This window comes from Hymenobacter sp. CRA2 (genome assembly GCF_002007105.1).
Classification (GTDB): domain Bacteria; phylum Bacteroidota; class Bacteroidia; order Cytophagales; family Hymenobacteraceae; genus Solirubrum.
In genome coordinates this window covers 56,723-71,579 of sequence record NZ_MVBC01000011.1, presented here as the reverse complement: position 1 = coordinate 71,579, position 14,857 = coordinate 56,723, and the positions used below count along the sequence as shown (strand labels likewise).

Annotated in this window: 11 protein-coding genes; 2 read left to right on the top strand and 9 right to left on the bottom strand. The window is 63.2% G+C overall.

All coding sequences use genetic code 11. The features are described from left to right. Positions 1 to 53 precede the first annotated feature (53 nt). The 7 genes from B0919_RS17120 to B0919_RS17090 form a co-directional block, all read right to left on the bottom strand. Complete coding sequence (locus tag B0919_RS17120; RefSeq protein ID WP_078013621.1) at positions 54 to 2,858, bottom strand: DNA gyrase/topoisomerase IV subunit A; 2,805 nt, start codon at positions 2,856 to 2,858, stop codon at positions 54 to 56. A 721-nt stretch (positions 2,859 to 3,579) separates the two neighbouring features. Further along, complete coding sequence (locus B0919_RS17115; RefSeq protein ID WP_078013507.1) at positions 3,580 to 3,984, bottom strand: response regulator; 405 nt, start codon at positions 3,982 to 3,984, stop codon at positions 3,580 to 3,582. A gap of 43 nt (positions 3,985 to 4,027) precedes the next feature. Next, positions 4,028 to 5,752, bottom strand: a complete 1,725-nt coding sequence (locus B0919_RS17110; RefSeq protein ID WP_078013506.1) for a sensor histidine kinase — start codon at positions 5,750 to 5,752, stop codon at positions 4,028 to 4,030. Next, positions 5,745 to 6,074 (bottom strand): circadian clock KaiB family protein, encoded by a 330-nt coding sequence (locus B0919_RS17105; protein WP_078013505.1) that lies wholly within the window; start codon positions 6,072 to 6,074, stop codon positions 5,745 to 5,747. Before B0919_RS17105 ends, B0919_RS17110 begins: the two co-directional genes overlap by 8 nt. 11 nt (positions 6,075 to 6,085) lie before the next feature. Further along, on the bottom strand, positions 6,086 to 6,403 hold the full coding sequence (locus B0919_RS17100; protein WP_078013504.1) for a circadian clock KaiB family protein: 318 nt from the start codon (positions 6,401 to 6,403) through the stop codon (positions 6,086 to 6,088). A gap of 9 nt (positions 6,404 to 6,412) precedes the next feature. Further along, the gene (gene kaiC / locus B0919_RS17095) at positions 6,413 to 8,143 is read right to left on the bottom strand and encodes a circadian clock protein KaiC (protein ID WP_078013503.1); all 1,731 of its coding nucleotides are present in this window, start codon (positions 8,141 to 8,143) and stop codon (positions 6,413 to 6,415) included. Between the two features lie 202 nt (positions 8,144 to 8,345). After that, a complete protein-coding gene (locus tag B0919_RS17090) occupies positions 8,346 to 8,513 on the bottom strand; it encodes a hypothetical protein (RefSeq protein ID WP_176133099.1) in 168 nt (55 codons plus the stop codon). A 48-nt stretch (positions 8,514 to 8,561) separates the two neighbouring features. On the opposite strand from B0919_RS17090, the gene B0919_RS17085 reads away from it, so the two are divergent. Beyond that, complete coding sequence (locus B0919_RS17085) at positions 8,562 to 8,858, top strand: hypothetical protein (protein WP_078013501.1); 297 nt, start codon at positions 8,562 to 8,564, stop codon at positions 8,856 to 8,858. A 421-nt stretch (positions 8,859 to 9,279) separates the two neighbouring features. Here the strand turns inward: B0919_RS17085 and B0919_RS17075 are convergent, their stop codons facing one another. Further along, positions 9,280 to 11,313 (bottom strand): NHL repeat-containing protein, encoded by a 2,034-nt coding sequence (locus B0919_RS17075; protein WP_139362200.1) that lies wholly within the window; start codon positions 11,311 to 11,313, stop codon positions 9,280 to 9,282. Positions 11,314 to 11,538: 225 nt separating this feature from the next. Here B0919_RS17075 and B0919_RS17070 point away from each other — a divergent pair, with 225 nt between their 5' ends. Next, positions 11,539 to 12,681, top strand: a complete 1,143-nt coding sequence (locus B0919_RS17070; protein WP_078013498.1) for a hypothetical protein — start codon at positions 11,539 to 11,541, stop codon at positions 12,679 to 12,681. Between the two features lie 70 nt (positions 12,682 to 12,751). On the opposite strand, the gene B0919_RS17065 is transcribed toward B0919_RS17070, so the two are convergent. Beyond that, positions 12,752 to 14,698: a DNA topoisomerase IV subunit B gene (locus tag B0919_RS17065; RefSeq protein WP_078013497.1), complete on the bottom strand. Its 1,947-nt coding sequence runs from the start codon at positions 14,696 to 14,698 to the stop codon at positions 12,752 to 12,754. Positions 14,699 to 14,857: the final 159 nt, after the last annotated feature.

The following is a 14,857-nucleotide window of genomic DNA, read 5'->3' as shown; positions in this document are numbered from 1 at the left end:
TATCAGGTAGCTGGTATCAGAGCTACAACGTCTTCGCCCAGCTTCCTAACACCCTAAAACAAGGTCATCTGCGACTTGGGCTTGCGCTGCAGCAAAGCCTGCGCCTGGGCCACCTCCTCCGCCGATATTTCCACCGGCCCGTCGTGTTCGGGCAGCGGCTCCTCATCAGCGGGCGTTGCGGCCTGCGGACGCGGAATCGTAGCCGGACCTTTTTTCTTGATCTGAGCCTTGCGTTCCGGCTCGGGGCCTTCGTCGGTGAGCAGCTCCACGGAGTGGATCTTGAAGTAGTTGAGCTTGTTGCCCATGGCCTTCCACCCTTTCACGTCGATGAACTCGTGCAGGTGGATGCGCTCGGTGAGCTTCTCCCCTTTCTTCTCCTTCTGCACCTTCACCTCAATTTCCGGAATCAGGCCGCAGGTGGCGCACAGCAGGTGCGTACCCTTGGTTTCGGGGATGAACAGGAAACGCTTGGCCACGGTGCTGGTTTCGATGCGGAACCGCTTCACGTAGTGGGTTTTCGACTCGCCTTCCACGTACACCGCGTTGATGACCGTATCGGCCTCGAACTTGCGCAGCAGCACCAGGTTGCGCATCTCGAAGTGAATGGCCGGGTCGGGCGCCGTGAGCTCGTACGACCCGTCCTTGTACACAGCCAGCACGGTCTCGTCCGTATCGAAGGTGCCAATGAAGCGGCCGTGGCCAGCGTTGTTGAGGCGGCCCACCACTTCGTCGAAGAACACCTCGCGGCCGCCCAGCGTCGAGTCGCCGCGCTCCTTGAAGGTGATTTTCTTCACCGGCTGCTTGGTCACGATGTTGCCCATCGAGCCTTTGCCCTTGATGGCCAGTTCGGCAAAATCGAAGTCGAACTTCTTGACGCGCGCTGGGGCCTTGTCCGACAGCTCCACCGCCACGGTTTCCGATTCAGAGTTGGGGTTGGCCGTCAGGTAGAGCACCTTGGAGTTCTTGCCGCCCTTGGTCAGGTCGTAGGACTTGTCGCGGGTGATGCCCGTGACGAGGAAACGCTTGGCGTAGCTGATCTGGGAGGGGCCGTCCACGTAGATCATGTTGTACACCAGCCGGTCGTCGTTTTTGTTGTAGACGCCGGCGTACAGGATGTCCTTGCCCACGAAGGTTTTCTCCGCAATCTTGGTCACCACGAACGAGCCGTCGCGCTTGATGGCAATGATGTCGTCGAGGTCGGAGCAGGCGCAGACCTCTTTCACGTTTTCGTCACCCCCGCCCTTCTTCAGGCCGTAGCCCACGAAGCCGTCCTGGTAGTTCACGTAGAGCTTCTGGTTGGCCACGGCCACTTTCTGGGCCGTCACCACGTCGAAGGTGCGCAGCTCGGTTTTGCGCTCCTTGCCGTCGCCGTACTTCTTGAGCAGACCCTCGAAGTAACGGATGGCGTAGCGCGTGAGGTTGGCCAGGTTGTCGGCCACTTCTTCGAGCTCCGCCTCCAACTTCTGAATGTACTCGTCGGCCTTGAAGCCGTCGTACTTCGAGATGCGCTTGATGCGGATTTCCGTCAGGCGCGTGAGGTCATCCTCCGTGATGGCGCGGCGCAGCACCAAGCGGGTATCGTTGGCCTTGGGCTTCTCCCCGTCGATGCGCACGTACTTCTTCAGCCCGGCATCGATGGTTTCCAGGATCTGCTCCCAGGTTTCGCACTCCTCGATTTTGCGGTAGATGCGGTTTTCGATGAAGATTTTCTCCAGCGAAGCCGAGTGCCAACGCTCCTGCAGCTCGTCCTGGCGGATTTCCAGCTCGCGCTCCAGCAGGCGCACCGTCTTGCTGGTGCTCAGGCGCAGCATGTCCTCCACCGCCACGAAGCGCGGCTTCTCCTCGATGATGACGCAGGTGTTGGGCGAGAGGCTGATTTCGCAGTCGGTGAAGGCGTAGAGCGCGTCCATGGTCAAATCCGGCGACACGCCTGCGGGCAGGTGCACCTGAATTTCAACCGCGGCGGCGGTGTTGTCCACCACCTTCTTGATCTTGATTTTGTTGGCCTCCGAGGCCTTCACGATGCTCTCCATCACGCCCGTGGTGGTCGTGCCGTAGGGCACGTCGCGGATGATGAGCATGGTTTTGTCGACCTTCTCAATGCTGGCGCGCAGGCGCAGCTTGCCCCCGCGCAGGCCACCGTTGTAGTTGGTGATGTCGCAGAGGCCGCCGGTGGGGAAGTCGGGGTAGAGCACGATGTCGCGCCCTTTGAGCACGTCGATGCTGGCCTTGCACAACTCGCGGAAGTTGTGGGGCATGATCTTCGTGGACAAGCCCACGGCAATGCCCTCGATGCCCTGCGCGAGCAGCAGCGGAAACTTCACTGGCAAGGTCACGGGCTCGCGCTTGCGGCCGTCGTAGCTGGCCTGCCAATCGGTGGTATCGGGGTTGAAGACCACGTCGAGGGCAAACTTCGACAGGCGGGCTTCGATGTAACGCGGAGCCGCCGCGCCGTCCCCGGTGCGCACGTCGCCCCAGTTGCCCTGGGTTTCGATCAGCAGGTCCTTCTGGCCCAGGTTCACGATGGCGTCGCCGATGGAGGCGTCACCGTGGGGGTGGTACTGCATAGTCTGCCCGATGACGTTGGCCACCTTGTTGAAGCGGCCATCGTCCATCTCTTTCATGGCGTGCAGGATACGGCGCTGCACGGGCTTGAGGCCGTCCTCGATGGCGGGCACGGCGCGCTCCAGAATCACGTACGAGGCATATTCCAGAAACCAGCTCTGGTACATGCCGCCGATGGAGCTGATGTCGTGAATGGTTTCGCCGGGGCGGAAATCCGATTCTTCGGGCTGGGTCTCAGCCGCGAGGATTTCGCCGTCCAGCTCCTCGCTATGCTCGGGGGACTCGCTGGCCATGGGAATCAACTCCCCGTCGGGACCGACGCCAATGGCATCGGCCGCCAGGGCATCGGCGGGGTCGTTGGCCGCGGCGGGTGCGGCCCCAAAATCAATGGTGTCTCCGACGCCGAACAACTCGGGGTCCTGGCCGTTAAGGTTCTGCTCGTCGGGGGTGTGGTGGTCGTTTGACACTCGCAGGGTGGCGTAAGCCACGGTTATGTTCTTGTACCTCTCCTCGGCGGCAAACGCACCGCCGAAGGCTCCTCAAAACAAGTCTCGCACGCGTTTGGTGCGAAGACTAAACGTAATACTATCTCATCGGCAGGACGCAAAAGCTACGGAGAAAATGAAAGCCGGCTCAAACGGTGGCACTTCTTAAGCGTTGCAGCTAACAGTGCCTTGGGGCCCCGCTCCTGCCTGCGACCTTCAAAAATACCGCTTGCCGGGCAGAGCACAACAATTGCCAAGACCATCGGCGCCCATAAAGTTCCTAATTTTTTTAGTCAAATCCGCGTTTTCCTGATACAGATTATCTTCACCCCGCGTACAAGGTACTCTATGTTAGTCACAACCAGTATGTATACTAACAAGGTTAGCAAATGACTGCGTATGCGAATAGCTCAAAGATTAATCAGTTAATATGTTCTACCCAGACTTGATAATTATCCAAGCAAAACGGCCTCCATTGCCTTTAAAGGCAATGGAGGCCGTTAGCCCACAGCGAGGCAATACCAGTCAGCTAGTGAAAGTATTGCTGGAGAATATCGTTGATTTTCTCTGATGTAAGAGGCTTATTCAAGAAGCCAGCAATGTTGAGCTGCTGTACACGCTCCACATCCTGGGGATGCAGCGAAGTGGTAAGCATGACGATAACAACATCCTCACGGTGCGACACGGGCAGCTCGGCGTAGGCCTGCAGGAACTCAAACCCGTCCATGACGGGCATTTTGACGTCGAGCAGCACGAGCATGGGCTGCGGCGTAGCCGCGGTTTCGCCGTAGTCCTGCATCAGGTTGAGGGCTTCCTGGCCGTTCAGCGCCACTTGTAGCTGCTCGGCCACATCCAGCCGCTTCAGTAATAGCTGATTCAGGTAGTTGGTCGTCTGATCGTCGTCGACGAGCAGGATGCGGGAAAGTTTGGGCATACAGAAATACGCGCCGACGCGAGAATAGCGCAAGCTTGACCGTTTACGCGTTTTCGCGGCGGAAGTAGACAGAAAACTTTGATCCAACACCAATTTCACTCGCTACCTCGATCCGGCCGCCGGCATTTTCCACGATGCGCTTCACCATGTACAGCCCGATACCGGAGCCTTCGACGTGGTCGTGGAAGCGCTGGAACATGCTAAACAACCGTTGAGTATTGGCCAGATTCAGCCCCAGGCCATTATCCTGCACCTCAAGTACCGTGATACCATCCTCGTGGTGGCAGCGCACCTGCACGCGGGGCGGCCGGTTAGGCGCGTGGTATTTGATGGCGTTGCTGACGAGGTTGTAGACAATGCTGCGCAGGTTTTTCTCGGAAAACGAGATGTGCGGGCACGTGCCTAAGCTCACCTCCAGCTGCGCGCCGGTGGCCTGGATCAGGGGTGCCAGGTCTAGGCTTACTTCGTGAATGACCACGCTCATGTCGACCAGTGCGGCCGGCTGTTCATGCTCCTTCTGCAGCTTGATGACCTCCGTCAAATGCTCGATCGTGCGCTTGAAGCGGTCCACCGACTGCTGCATCATGGCCAGAATGGGCTGCACCGACGGGCTGGCGGCCAGCTCGGCGGGTAGCTCCGGCAATAAGGCCTGCAACAGCCCCTCGATGTTGTTGATCGGGGCTTTCAGGTCGTGCGAGGCCGTGTAGATGAAGTTGTCCAGGTCGCGGTTGATACGCGTGAGCTGCTCGTAGTTTTCGCGGAGCTGCTGCTGGGTCTCGGCCACCCGCTGCTGGGCCAGTTTGTGCTCGTGGATGTCGGTATACGCCCCAATCCACTGGATAATCTCGCCCTGTTCGTTGCGCGAGGGCAAGGCCCGGCCGAGCATCCAACGGTACTCCCCTGCCGCGTTTCGAATGCGGCACTCGATTTCCAGCGCCTGCCCGCTCCCGATGCATTGGCTCCAATGCTGAAGCGCCCCCGGCAGGTCCTCGGGGTGAATCAGGGCGCCGAACTGGTGCTGGGCCTTCGATTGCGCGTCTTCGCCGGTGTAGTCAAACCAGCGGCGGTTGAGGTAAGTATTGTGGCCTTCGGGGTTGGCGGTCCAGGCAATGTGCGGAATGCCCTCCAGGATGCGGGTGGTTTCGGCGGCGGCTTGCTCAGCCTCGCGCTGGGCCTGGGCCTGGCTACGCAGGGTTTCGTTTTGGCGCTCCAGCAGGGCATTCTGCTCAGCTACCTGGGCCTGAATGTCGCTGATTTCGCGCTGGGCCGATACGTCCGTGACGATGACGGCCAGCACGGGCGTGTGCTCGAACGTGAGCACGTTCAGCGCCACGGCAAAGGGGTGCATGCGGCCATCGGTGCTGATCAGGGGCATTTCGCCCTTGCTCTTGCCGCTCCAGCCCGTGGTCAGCAGCCCCTGCCAGTACGCGTGGTAGTCGAGGGGCACGAAGTCGTGAAAGGCCACGCCCATCATGCTTTCCAAGGGAATAGCCAGCAGGCCAGCCAGGCAGGCGTTGCAGTAGAGCACCGTGCCGCTCTGGCTCAGCAGCAATGCGCCCTCGTTCATCTGCTCGATGAGGGTGCGGTAGCTTTGGTCGGCCCCTTCGAGGGTGAAAATGCGCGGCCCGCCGGGGGCCTGCACGGCCAATGCATCGATGGTGCCGGTGCGAATGGCCGTAATGAGCTCCTCGGCTTCCTGCAGCTGCTGACGCAGGTGGGCATTTTCCGCGGCTAGTTCGGCGGCGGTCAGCGGCCGGCTATCAGTCATGGAGGTAAGGGTCGTTAGGATCGGGCTTGAGCCCGAGCACGTTCAGCACCCGGCGGCGGTCCGATAGGTCGCCCACCAGGTAACGCATCAAGCCTGGCTCTTTCTTGACCAGCGTGGGAGCAGCCACGATGCGCTGCTGCCGCGCCAGCTCGGGCTGCTGGTAGATATCCACAATCTGCACTTCGCAGCGCCCGGGAAGGTAGCGCTGGCAAATGTCATGGAGGTTGCGCACGGCCTGGGCCGAATTGGGCGTGGCACCGGCAATGTAGAGGTGCAGCACGTACTCGGCGTCGGGGGCTGGTTGGCCCTGCTCTGGTTCCATAAGCTCAGCTGCTAGTGGCCCGGCCGAATGTCCAAGCCCACCAGCACGCGTTCCTGGTTCGACAGGTCGCCGATGATTTTGCGGATTGGGGAAGGCACCTTGCGCACCAAGGTCGGAATGGCCAGAATCTGGTCGCCCTCGGCCAGCTGGGGGTTTTCCAGCAGGTCAATAATTTCGATGCGGTAGCGTCCCTGCAGGTGTTCTTCGCAGTATTTTTTCAGGTTAGCTAGCGCCGTAACGGACTTGACGGTCTGACCGGCGACGTACAGGCGCAGTTCCCATGTTTCCTCGTCCATGATTGATTGGGTGGGGGCCAGTGGCATCTCCATACTGGACGTTTACGAATTGGTAGGCGCGGCGGCCGAATTGTTGGCCGAACGCGCGCCGTGGCCGGCGGCAATTTGGCGGCGGGCCTGCGACAGTTCCTGGTGCTGGCGCTCCTCTTCCCGGTTGGTGAAGCGCAGCTCCTCCTCCACCGACTCGAACTCAGTGCGCAGGTTGGCAATGGTGGCTTCCAGCACCCGGCGCTTGCGCTCCAGTTCCCGCTCGCGGCGCTCGATTTCCTGCTGGGCGGCCAGGGCCACAGACTGCTCCTGCAAAAACTGGGTGTGGCGGCTGGCCCCCGTCACGATGCCGCTCGGGCCAATAATCACGTCGAGCAGGCGGATGCCCGCGTCGGTGACCAGGAACTCGCGCACTTGGTTGGAGTGGGACATACCGCGGGCCTTGAGGATGCTCACGCCGCGGTTTCGCTCCCCGATGCCTTCCAGGTCGCGCACATGCAGCCAGGTATCCACCAAGGACGAGACGCCTTCTTCGGTCATTTCCTGGTTGGCGTTGCGTCCGTTTACCAAGGCCGTAAACAGGGCCGTGATACCCTGCACTTTCAGGTAATCGATGAGGCGGGTAAGCATGCCGCGCACTTCCGTGATGCTGCCCACCGACACGAGGTTGCTGATCGGGTCGATGACGACGGCTTGCGGCCGGTGCTGGCCGATCAGCTTGTGAATGGTCACCAGGTGCTGCTCCAGCCCGTTGAGCGTGGGCCGCGAGGCTTCGATGTAGAGCAGGCCCTGCTCCACGAAGGGTTGCAAATCCAGGCCCACCGACAGCATGTTGCGAATCAGCTGCTGCGGCGACTCCTCGAAGGCAAAGAACAGGCACCGCTCGCCGCGGCGGCAGGCGGCGGCGGCGAAGAAGGCGGCCAGCGTGGTTTTGGCGGTGCCGGCCGTGCCGGTAATGAGCACGCTGCTGCCCCGGTACAGGCCGCCACGGGTAAACATCTCGTCGAGCTCCGGTACGCCCGTCGACACTATATCGTTGGAGACGTTGTGCTCCAGCTTCAGGCTCGTGACGGGCAGCACCGAAATGCCGTCCTCGGTAATCAGGTACGGGTATTCGTTGGTGCCGTGGGTGCTGCCGCGGTACTTCACGATGCGCAGGCGGCGGGTGGTAATCTGGTTGATGACCCGGTTGTCGAGCAGAATCACGCAGTCCGACACGTACTCTTCCAGTCCCTGGCGCGTCAGCTGGCCTTCGCCCCGCTCGGCGGTGATGATGGTGGTGACGCCCTTGTCCTTGAGCCAGCGAAACAGGCGCCGGATTTCGGAACGCAGAATGGCCTGGTTGGTGAAGCCCGAAAACAACGACTCGATGGTATCGAGTACCACGCGCTTGGCCCCGATGCTGTCGATGGCGTAGCCCAGCCGGATAAACAGGCCTTCCAGGTCGTACTCGCCGGTTTCTTCGATTTCGGAGCGGTCGACGTGCACGTGGTCGAGCCGCAGCTTCTTGTCGGCTACCAGCTGCTTCAGGTCGATGCCCAGCGAGGTGACGTTGGAAGACAGCTCGTCGGCGGTTTCTTCGAAGGCCATGAGCACGCCGGGCTCGTCGTGCTCCAGGATGCCGCGCACCAGAAACTCCACGCTCATCAGCGTCTTGCCGCAGCCGGCCGAACCGCAGATGAGCGTAGGCCGGCCCTTGGGCAAGCCGCCGTTGGTTATTTCATCGAGGCCATCGATGCCCGTAGGGGCTTTGGGTAATTGGGGCAGCGCGGAGGCAGCGGTCATAGGAAGGTTGGCAACAACGGACAGGGCGAGCAGCGGCCTCACGCCTTAAAGCTCAGCGGACAGATCAGGTACAGCACCGCTAAGACGGGCAAGGTACGGGTTTTTGGGCTCAAACGGCATCCCCGGGCTTTATAGCAGGACTTGCGGCGGCTGATACCTCACCCGGTCCGGAGTAAAGAGTCCGGATTTTCACGTCGATGCCTCAGGGCCGGTGCGCGGATGGCAGCCCCATGACCCCGGCCACGAAGTCGGCCAGCTCGCGGTAGGCCGCTGGGCTGGCCGCCCCGATGGCCCGCAATAGCCGCTTCAGCTCCGACTTGTTTTCAACGCCCTTCTGCTTGGTAAAATCCAGGAACGCCGGCAGGGCCACTGGCAAGCCAAACGCCGGCAGCTCCAAGCCCGCCGCCGACGCTACGGCGTGCAGCCACCCGTCGCAGGCCGGGGCCAGCACGACCAGGTAGCGCGGGGCCGGGCCGGCTTGGCCACCTACGCGGCCAAGGGCCTGACGGCTTCGCTGCTGGATCAGCTCGAAGCGCAGAACGCGGCTCTGCTCGCGGCCGTGGGCAAGCAGCACGACGCCGAATCGGCGGCGGTTACGGCCACGCAGCAGCGCCTGACGGCCGGCAACGCCCTGTACGACGAGTTGGCGGCCCTCTGCGAGGCCGGCAAGTCGGCCTTCGTGCAAACGGACGTGGTGCGGCACGGCGCTACGTGATTTATGACGCGCCTGCCCCAGAGGCGGCTACGGCCGGTAAGGCCGCGCCCGAGGCCGCCACAAGCTGAGGCGGGCTTCCGGCTGCCCATCCGGCCCCACGACCAACGCGCCCCACCCGGTTCCTCAACCAGGTGGGGCGCGTTGGTCGTGGGGCAGCTGGTTCGCCGCTTGGGCATCAGCCCCGCTGGGCCGGACCGCCGAAAGCCAGTAGCCGCTTGGTGCGTAGCCGGCAAACCCAGACCGTTATGCTCATCGGGCGTCCGCGCTTCGTTGCGCCTCATCTCCCGCTCCGAAAAGGAGAGGGGGAGCCAGACGACGTGGTAGAGATGCTTGGCTACGCCTTCCTTCGGTTCGACTTCGCGGACGCCAGATGGAGCATGACGGCGTTTTTGCCCTTTCAGGCGGCTTTCCGGAACGGCTCTTAATCGACGCGAATCCAGCGGACGCGAAAGGTGGCCGCGGATCCGGTGTTACGGACCCAGATATTGGTCACGTTGTTGTCGACGTGCTCGTAGCTGAGGGTGATGTACATGCCCGCGCCTCCGTTCCCGGAGTCCTCGACGCTCAACATCAGGTTAGGCTTGTAGCCCAGGTTGTGCGTCCAGGGGAAGTGGCCCTGGATGCCGGCGCCCAGGTTCAGGTTTTGGGAGTAGGTGGTTTGGCGGATGGTGCCGTTCACGTCGAGGGTGCGCTGGGGGTTGTTGGTACCGATGCCCACGTTGCCGGAGGGCGCGATGCGCATCCGCTCCTGCCAGCCGCCGCCGATGCCGGTGAGGAAGCGGTGGGTGCCGGCGATGCTGTTGTTGGGGCCGGCGTAGTAGTTGAGCAGCCAGCCCGCGCCGTGTTCGAGCTTGGAGCCGTTGGCCCCGCTGGCCTGGGTAAACCAGATTTTGTCCGCGTCGTTGGTGCTGTAGCGGATGGGCATGGTGGCGGTGTGGTTACCGAGGTTGTCGGCGTTGTTCGGCAGGGTCACGGAGTTGCCACCGGCCACCGTCAGCGTCTGCCCGCTTATGCTCAGCGTGGGGGCGGGCAAGGTCACCGAGTTGCTCCCGCTGATGCCCAGCGTCTGCCCGCTCAGCGTTAGCGTGGGCGTGGGCAGGGTCACGGAGTTGCCGCCGGCCACCGTCAGCGTCTGCCCGTTCACACTCAGGGCCGGCACCGGCGCGGTGGCGCCCCCAATCAGGCGGACTTTGTAGCCGTTGTAGTCAGCCACGTACACGCTGCCCTGCCGGTCCACGGCCAGGCCGATGGGCGTGTTGAACGAGGCCGCGGCGCCCGGCCCGTCGGTGCTGCCGGCGGTGCCGTTGCCGGCCACGGTACTCACCTGCCCGCCGCGCACCACGCGCACCCGGTGGCTGTTGGGGTCGGCCACGTACACGGCCCCCTGCCCGTCGACGGCCACCCCGGTGACCGACGTAAACTGGGCGGTGGCCGCGGGCCCGTCGGCGTACCCCAGGGCACCCGAGCCGGCCAGGGTGCTCACCTGCCCATCGCGGATGAGGCGGACTTTGGCGTTGCCTTGATCGGCCACGTACACGGCCCCGGCGGCATCTACGGCCAGGCCATAGGGCTGGAAGAACTGGGCCGAGGCGGCGGGCCCGTTGGCGCTGCCGGCGGTGCCGGTGCCGGCCAGCGTACTCACCTGCCCACCCTGGATGAGGCGAATGGTATTGGCCAGGTAGTCGGCCACGTACACCCGGCCCTGGGCATCGACGGCCACGCCGAACGGCCCGCGAAAGGTAGCGGCAGCGGCGGGCCCGTTGGTACTGCCGGCGGCGCCGGTGCCGGCCAGCGTACTCACCTGCCCGCCCTGGATGACGCGGATTTTGCGGTTGTCCAAATCAGCCACGTACACCGTGGTGCCGGCCGCATCGACGGCCACGCCCACCGGGCCGTTAAACTGGGCCGAGGCGGCGGCTCCATCGGTGCTGCCGGCGGTGCCGGTGCCGGCCAGCGTACTCACTACCCCGTTGCGAATCACGCGGATGCGGTGGGACAACTGGTCGGCCACGTACACCGTGCCGTACGCGTCCACGGCCACGCCCCGGATGGCGCGAAAGGCGGCGGCGGTGGCCGGCCCGTCGGTGAAGTTGTTTTGGCCCGAGCCGGCCAGGGTGCTGACTAGGCCACTGGTCGGCGCGCCGGGCAGCAGGCCGCTGGCGTCGGGCTGGATGCCGGTGCTCAGGTTCAGCCAGGCGGTGCCGGAGAAGTAGTAGTAGCCGGCCACGCCGTCGGTCTGGTACACCAGCAGGCCGGTAGCCGGGCTGCTGATGGCCGCGCGCTGGGCCGAGGTCAGGCGCGGCGGCAGCAGGCCCTTGTCGGTGGCTTTGATGTCGAGGGCAGCCGAGGCGTCGGGCGTAGTGGTGCCCACGCCGACGGACTGGGCCCGAAGGCTGAGCGGGCAGAGCAGGCAGGCCGTCAGCGCGGCGCATAAAACGGGTATGGAGCGAGGCATAAGCAGCAGGGAGGCGGTGGGCATTCGGAGAAAGGTATCTAGCAGAGTAGCGGAGCAACGAGCCGAAAATTGGCAACTACCGGGCTCCGGGGGCGCTAAATGTGGGTGAACGACGGGCAGCGGGTGGTCAGCGGCGGACTTTGCGGGGCCGGGCGCGGCCATTGCGCCAAACCCGACAATGCCGTACATTCCTGCTCCGACGCGTTACCTCTCCCTATTCCGCTCATGGCCGATACGCCCCTCGAAGAATCCCAGCCCGCTGCCCCCGCGCCGCGCAGCGAAGCCGACATCCTGGCCGACCCGCGCCTGCGGGCAGCCCTCAGCCATTACCAGCCCCTTTTTCACGAGCAGTGCCTGCGCGGCTACGCCGCCGTGCTGGCCGATTTGGCCCGCAACGGCCAAGTGTACGAATCGAACCTGGAGTACCTGTTGCACCAGCACGAAGCGGACGCGCGCACCTACCTCTGGATGATACAGCACCAGAAGCTCTTCGACCTGGAATGCCAGTGGCGCGCCGGCCTGGTGGAGGTGCCTGACGCCCAGCTGACCGCCGATTTCGAGGACTGGCACGACGACATTGCCGCCTGCCCGGTGCTGCCACCCATCACCGCCGAGGAGCTGGCCACCTTCGACGCCTTTCTGGCCCAGCTCGCCGACCCCAAGGCGCTGACCGTGGGCAATCCGGGCGGTGAGTTTTGGCTGCACCGCCGCTACCCCGGGTTCCAGGACGACGATGACGACGACCAGGACCGGCTCAACGACCTGACCGAGTGGACCCAGTTCTGGGACCTGCACCGCGGCACGGGCTACCTGCGCACCCTGCCCGACCGGCGCGGGGAGTTGGAGCACCGCTACGAAAGAGCGGCCCGTGAGGCCCGCCGGGCCCAGCAGCCCCCAGCGCCCGCCACGCCGCAGGACCCGCGCCCGCATGCCCCCACCTACGGCCCCGATTTCGACGCGCTGGTGCGCGAGTGGCTGGGGCGCTACGAGCCGGCGGTCAAGCGGCGGCAGTTTGACATTAAAGAGCAGCTCAAGGCCTTCGATGCCGAGCAGGACGTGGACGACCTGCCCCTGGCCCTGGAGCGCCTGCAGAACGCCGGCCGCCCGGTGCCCATCGGGGCCCACGCCGACTGGCGCATAGCCGTTATCGAAGCAGCCAACCGGCATTACCTCGACCAGCTGCGCGCCTCCCTGCCCCAGGTGTATGAGGACTACTGCCAGCGCGAGAGCCTGGGCATTCAGCACCCGGAGCACCGCCACGAATGGAGAATTCCCGACCTGGGCGACGAGACGCACTTCGATGAACAGGCTGAGTTGATCCGCGAAGGCCGCCGCGCCCTGAACGAGCCGGACGACCTGAACTTCTGAATTCCCCCACACGCAAAGCGCCCCCGTACCGGCTGGCACGGGGGCGCTTTTGCATGGGCGAAAAACCGGCTTACACCAGCTCCGCCTCGGCCGGCACTACCGTCTCGCTCAGCGGCAGCGTGTCGGAAGTCACCAGGTCCTTCTCGATGCGCAGGTGGTCGATGATGAAGTTCTGGCGGTCGGGCGTGTTCTTGCCCATGTAGTAGGTCAGCAGCTTCTGAATCGAGCGGTCCGACTGCAGAATCACCGGCTCCAGGCGGATGTTGTCGCCGATGAACTTGCCGAACTCGTCCGGCGAAATCTCGCCCAAGCCCTTAAAGCGGGTGATTTCCGGGTTGCGGCCCAGCTTGCGGATGGCCGCCTGCTTTTCACGCTCGTCGTAGCAGTAAATCGTCTGCTTCTTGTTGCGGACGCGGAACAGGGGCGTCTCCAGGATGTAGACGTGGCCGTTGCGCACCAGGTCGGGAAAAAACTGCAGGAAGAAGGTGAGCAGCAACAGGCGGATGTGCATGCCGTCCACGTCGGCGTCGGTGGCAATGACCACGCGGTTGTAGCGCAGCCCCTCCAGCCCTTCCTCGATGTTCAGGGCGTGTTGCAGCAGGTTCAGCTCCTCATTTTCGTAGACGATTTTCTTCTTCATCCCGAAGCAGTTCAGCGGCTTGCCGCGCAGGCTAAACACAGCCTCCAGCTCCACGTTGCGGCTCTTGGTGATGGAGCCCGACGCGGAGTCGCCTTCGGTGATGAAGAGCGTAGTCAGCGCCTCTTTGTCGACGACCTTGCCCTCGCCGAAGTGGAAGCGGCAGTCGCGCAGCTTGCGGTTGTGCAGGCTGGCTTTCTTGGCACGCTGGTTGGCCAGCTTCTTCACGCCGGCCATGTCCTTCCGCTCCCGCTCGCTCTGCTCGATGCGGCGGCGCAGGGCTTCGGCCGTTTCGGGGTTTTTGTGCAGGTAGTTGTCGAGGTGCTCCTTCACGAAATCCACCACGAAGTTGCGCACCGTCACGGCCCCTTCCGGCTCCATGGTGATGGAGCCCAGCTTGGTCTTGGTCTGCGACTCAAACACCGGCTCCTGCACCCGAATGGCAATGGCGCCCACGATGCTGGCGCGGATGTCGGAGGCGTCGTAGTCCTTCTTGTAGAACTCGCGCAGGGTCTTGACGATGCCCTCGCGGTAAGCCGCCAGGTGGGTGCCGCCCTGGGTGGTGTTCTGCCCGTTGACGAAGGAGTAGTACTCCTCGCCGTAGTCATTGCCGTGGGTCAGAGCCATTTCGATGTCCGTGCCCTTCAGGTGAATGACCGGGTAACGAATGGCCTCCGGGTCGGTTTTGCGCTCCAGCAGGTCGCGCAGGCCGTTTTCGGAGTGGTATTTCTGCCCGTTGTAGTTGATGGTCAGGCCCGCATTCAGGTAGGCATAGTTCCAGATCTGGCTTTCCAGGAACTCCGTCTTGAACTTGAAGTTGCGGAAGATGCTCGGGTCCGGCTCGAAGGCCATCATGGTGCCGTTGCGCTGCGAGGTCTTCACCGGCTTGTCGTCGCTGACGAGCTGCCCGTTCTGAAACTCGGCCGACTTCATCAGCCCGTCGCGCACGCTCTGCACCACGAAAGTGGTGCTCAGGGCGTTGACGGCCTTGGTACCCACCCCGTTCAGGCCCACCGACTTCTGGAAGACCTTGGAGTCGTACTTGCCGCCGGTGTTGATCTTGCTGACCACGTCCACAACTTTGCCCAGCGGAATGCCGCGGCCGTAGTCGCGCACGCTCACGCGCTGCTCCGTGATTTTGACGTCGATGGTGCGGCCGTAGCCCATCATGTGCTCGTCGATGGAGTTGTCGAGCACCTCCTTGAAGAGGATGTAAATGCCGTCGTCGGGCGAGGAGCCGTCGCCCAGCTTGCCGATGTACATGCCCGGGCGCAGGCGGATGTGCTCCCGCCAGTCCAACGAACGGATGGAATCCTCGTTGTAGCCGTGGTCGGCGGTGGGGGTCGTTGCGCTGTCGAGAGGCAGTTGCTGCTCAGCCATTCGGTAAATCCTTCAATACGTTTAAGCGGTAAAATAACGCAGAAAAGGCAGGTTTCCCGCCTTGCCGCGCCTAGCCGGCTTGCTACTGATTTTGGCAAACCGCCCGTTTCCTAACCGCCGCTGCTCGGAGTAGGTTCAGTCAAATTTCCGAAAAAGCCG

What these genes read in the sequence shown, in the direction of transcription:
- B0919_RS17120 (WP_078013621.1), bottom strand. Translation starts at nt 2,858, where the DNA reads ATGGCCAGCGAGTCCCCCGAGCATAGCGAGGAGCTGGACGGCGAAATC.
- B0919_RS17115 (WP_078013507.1), bottom strand. Translation starts at nt 3,984, where the DNA reads ATGCCCAAACTTTCCCGCATCCTGCTCGTCGACGACGATCAGACGACC.
- B0919_RS17110 (WP_078013506.1), bottom strand. Translation starts at nt 5,752, where the DNA reads ATGACTGATAGCCGGCCGCTGACCGCCGCCGAACTAGCCGCGGAAAAT.
- B0919_RS17105 (WP_078013505.1), bottom strand. Translation starts at nt 6,074, where the DNA reads ATGGAACCAGAGCAGGGCCAACCAGCCCCCGACGCCGAGTACGTGCTG.
- B0919_RS17100 (WP_078013504.1), bottom strand. Translation starts at nt 6,403, where the DNA reads ATGGAGATGCCACTGGCCCCCACCCAATCAATCATGGACGAGGAAACA.
- kaiC (WP_078013503.1), bottom strand. Translation starts at nt 8,143, where the DNA reads ATGACCGCTGCCTCCGCGCTGCCCCAATTACCCAAAGCCCCTACGGGC.
- B0919_RS17075 (WP_139362200.1), bottom strand. Translation starts at nt 11,313, where the DNA reads ATGCCTCGCTCCATACCCGTTTTATGCGCCGCGCTGACGGCCTGCCTG.
- B0919_RS17070 (WP_078013498.1), top strand. Translation starts at nt 11,539, where the DNA reads ATGGCCGATACGCCCCTCGAAGAATCCCAGCCCGCTGCCCCCGCGCCG.
- B0919_RS17065 (WP_078013497.1), bottom strand. Translation starts at nt 14,698, where the DNA reads ATGGCTGAGCAGCAACTGCCTCTCGACAGCGCAACGACCCCCACCGCC.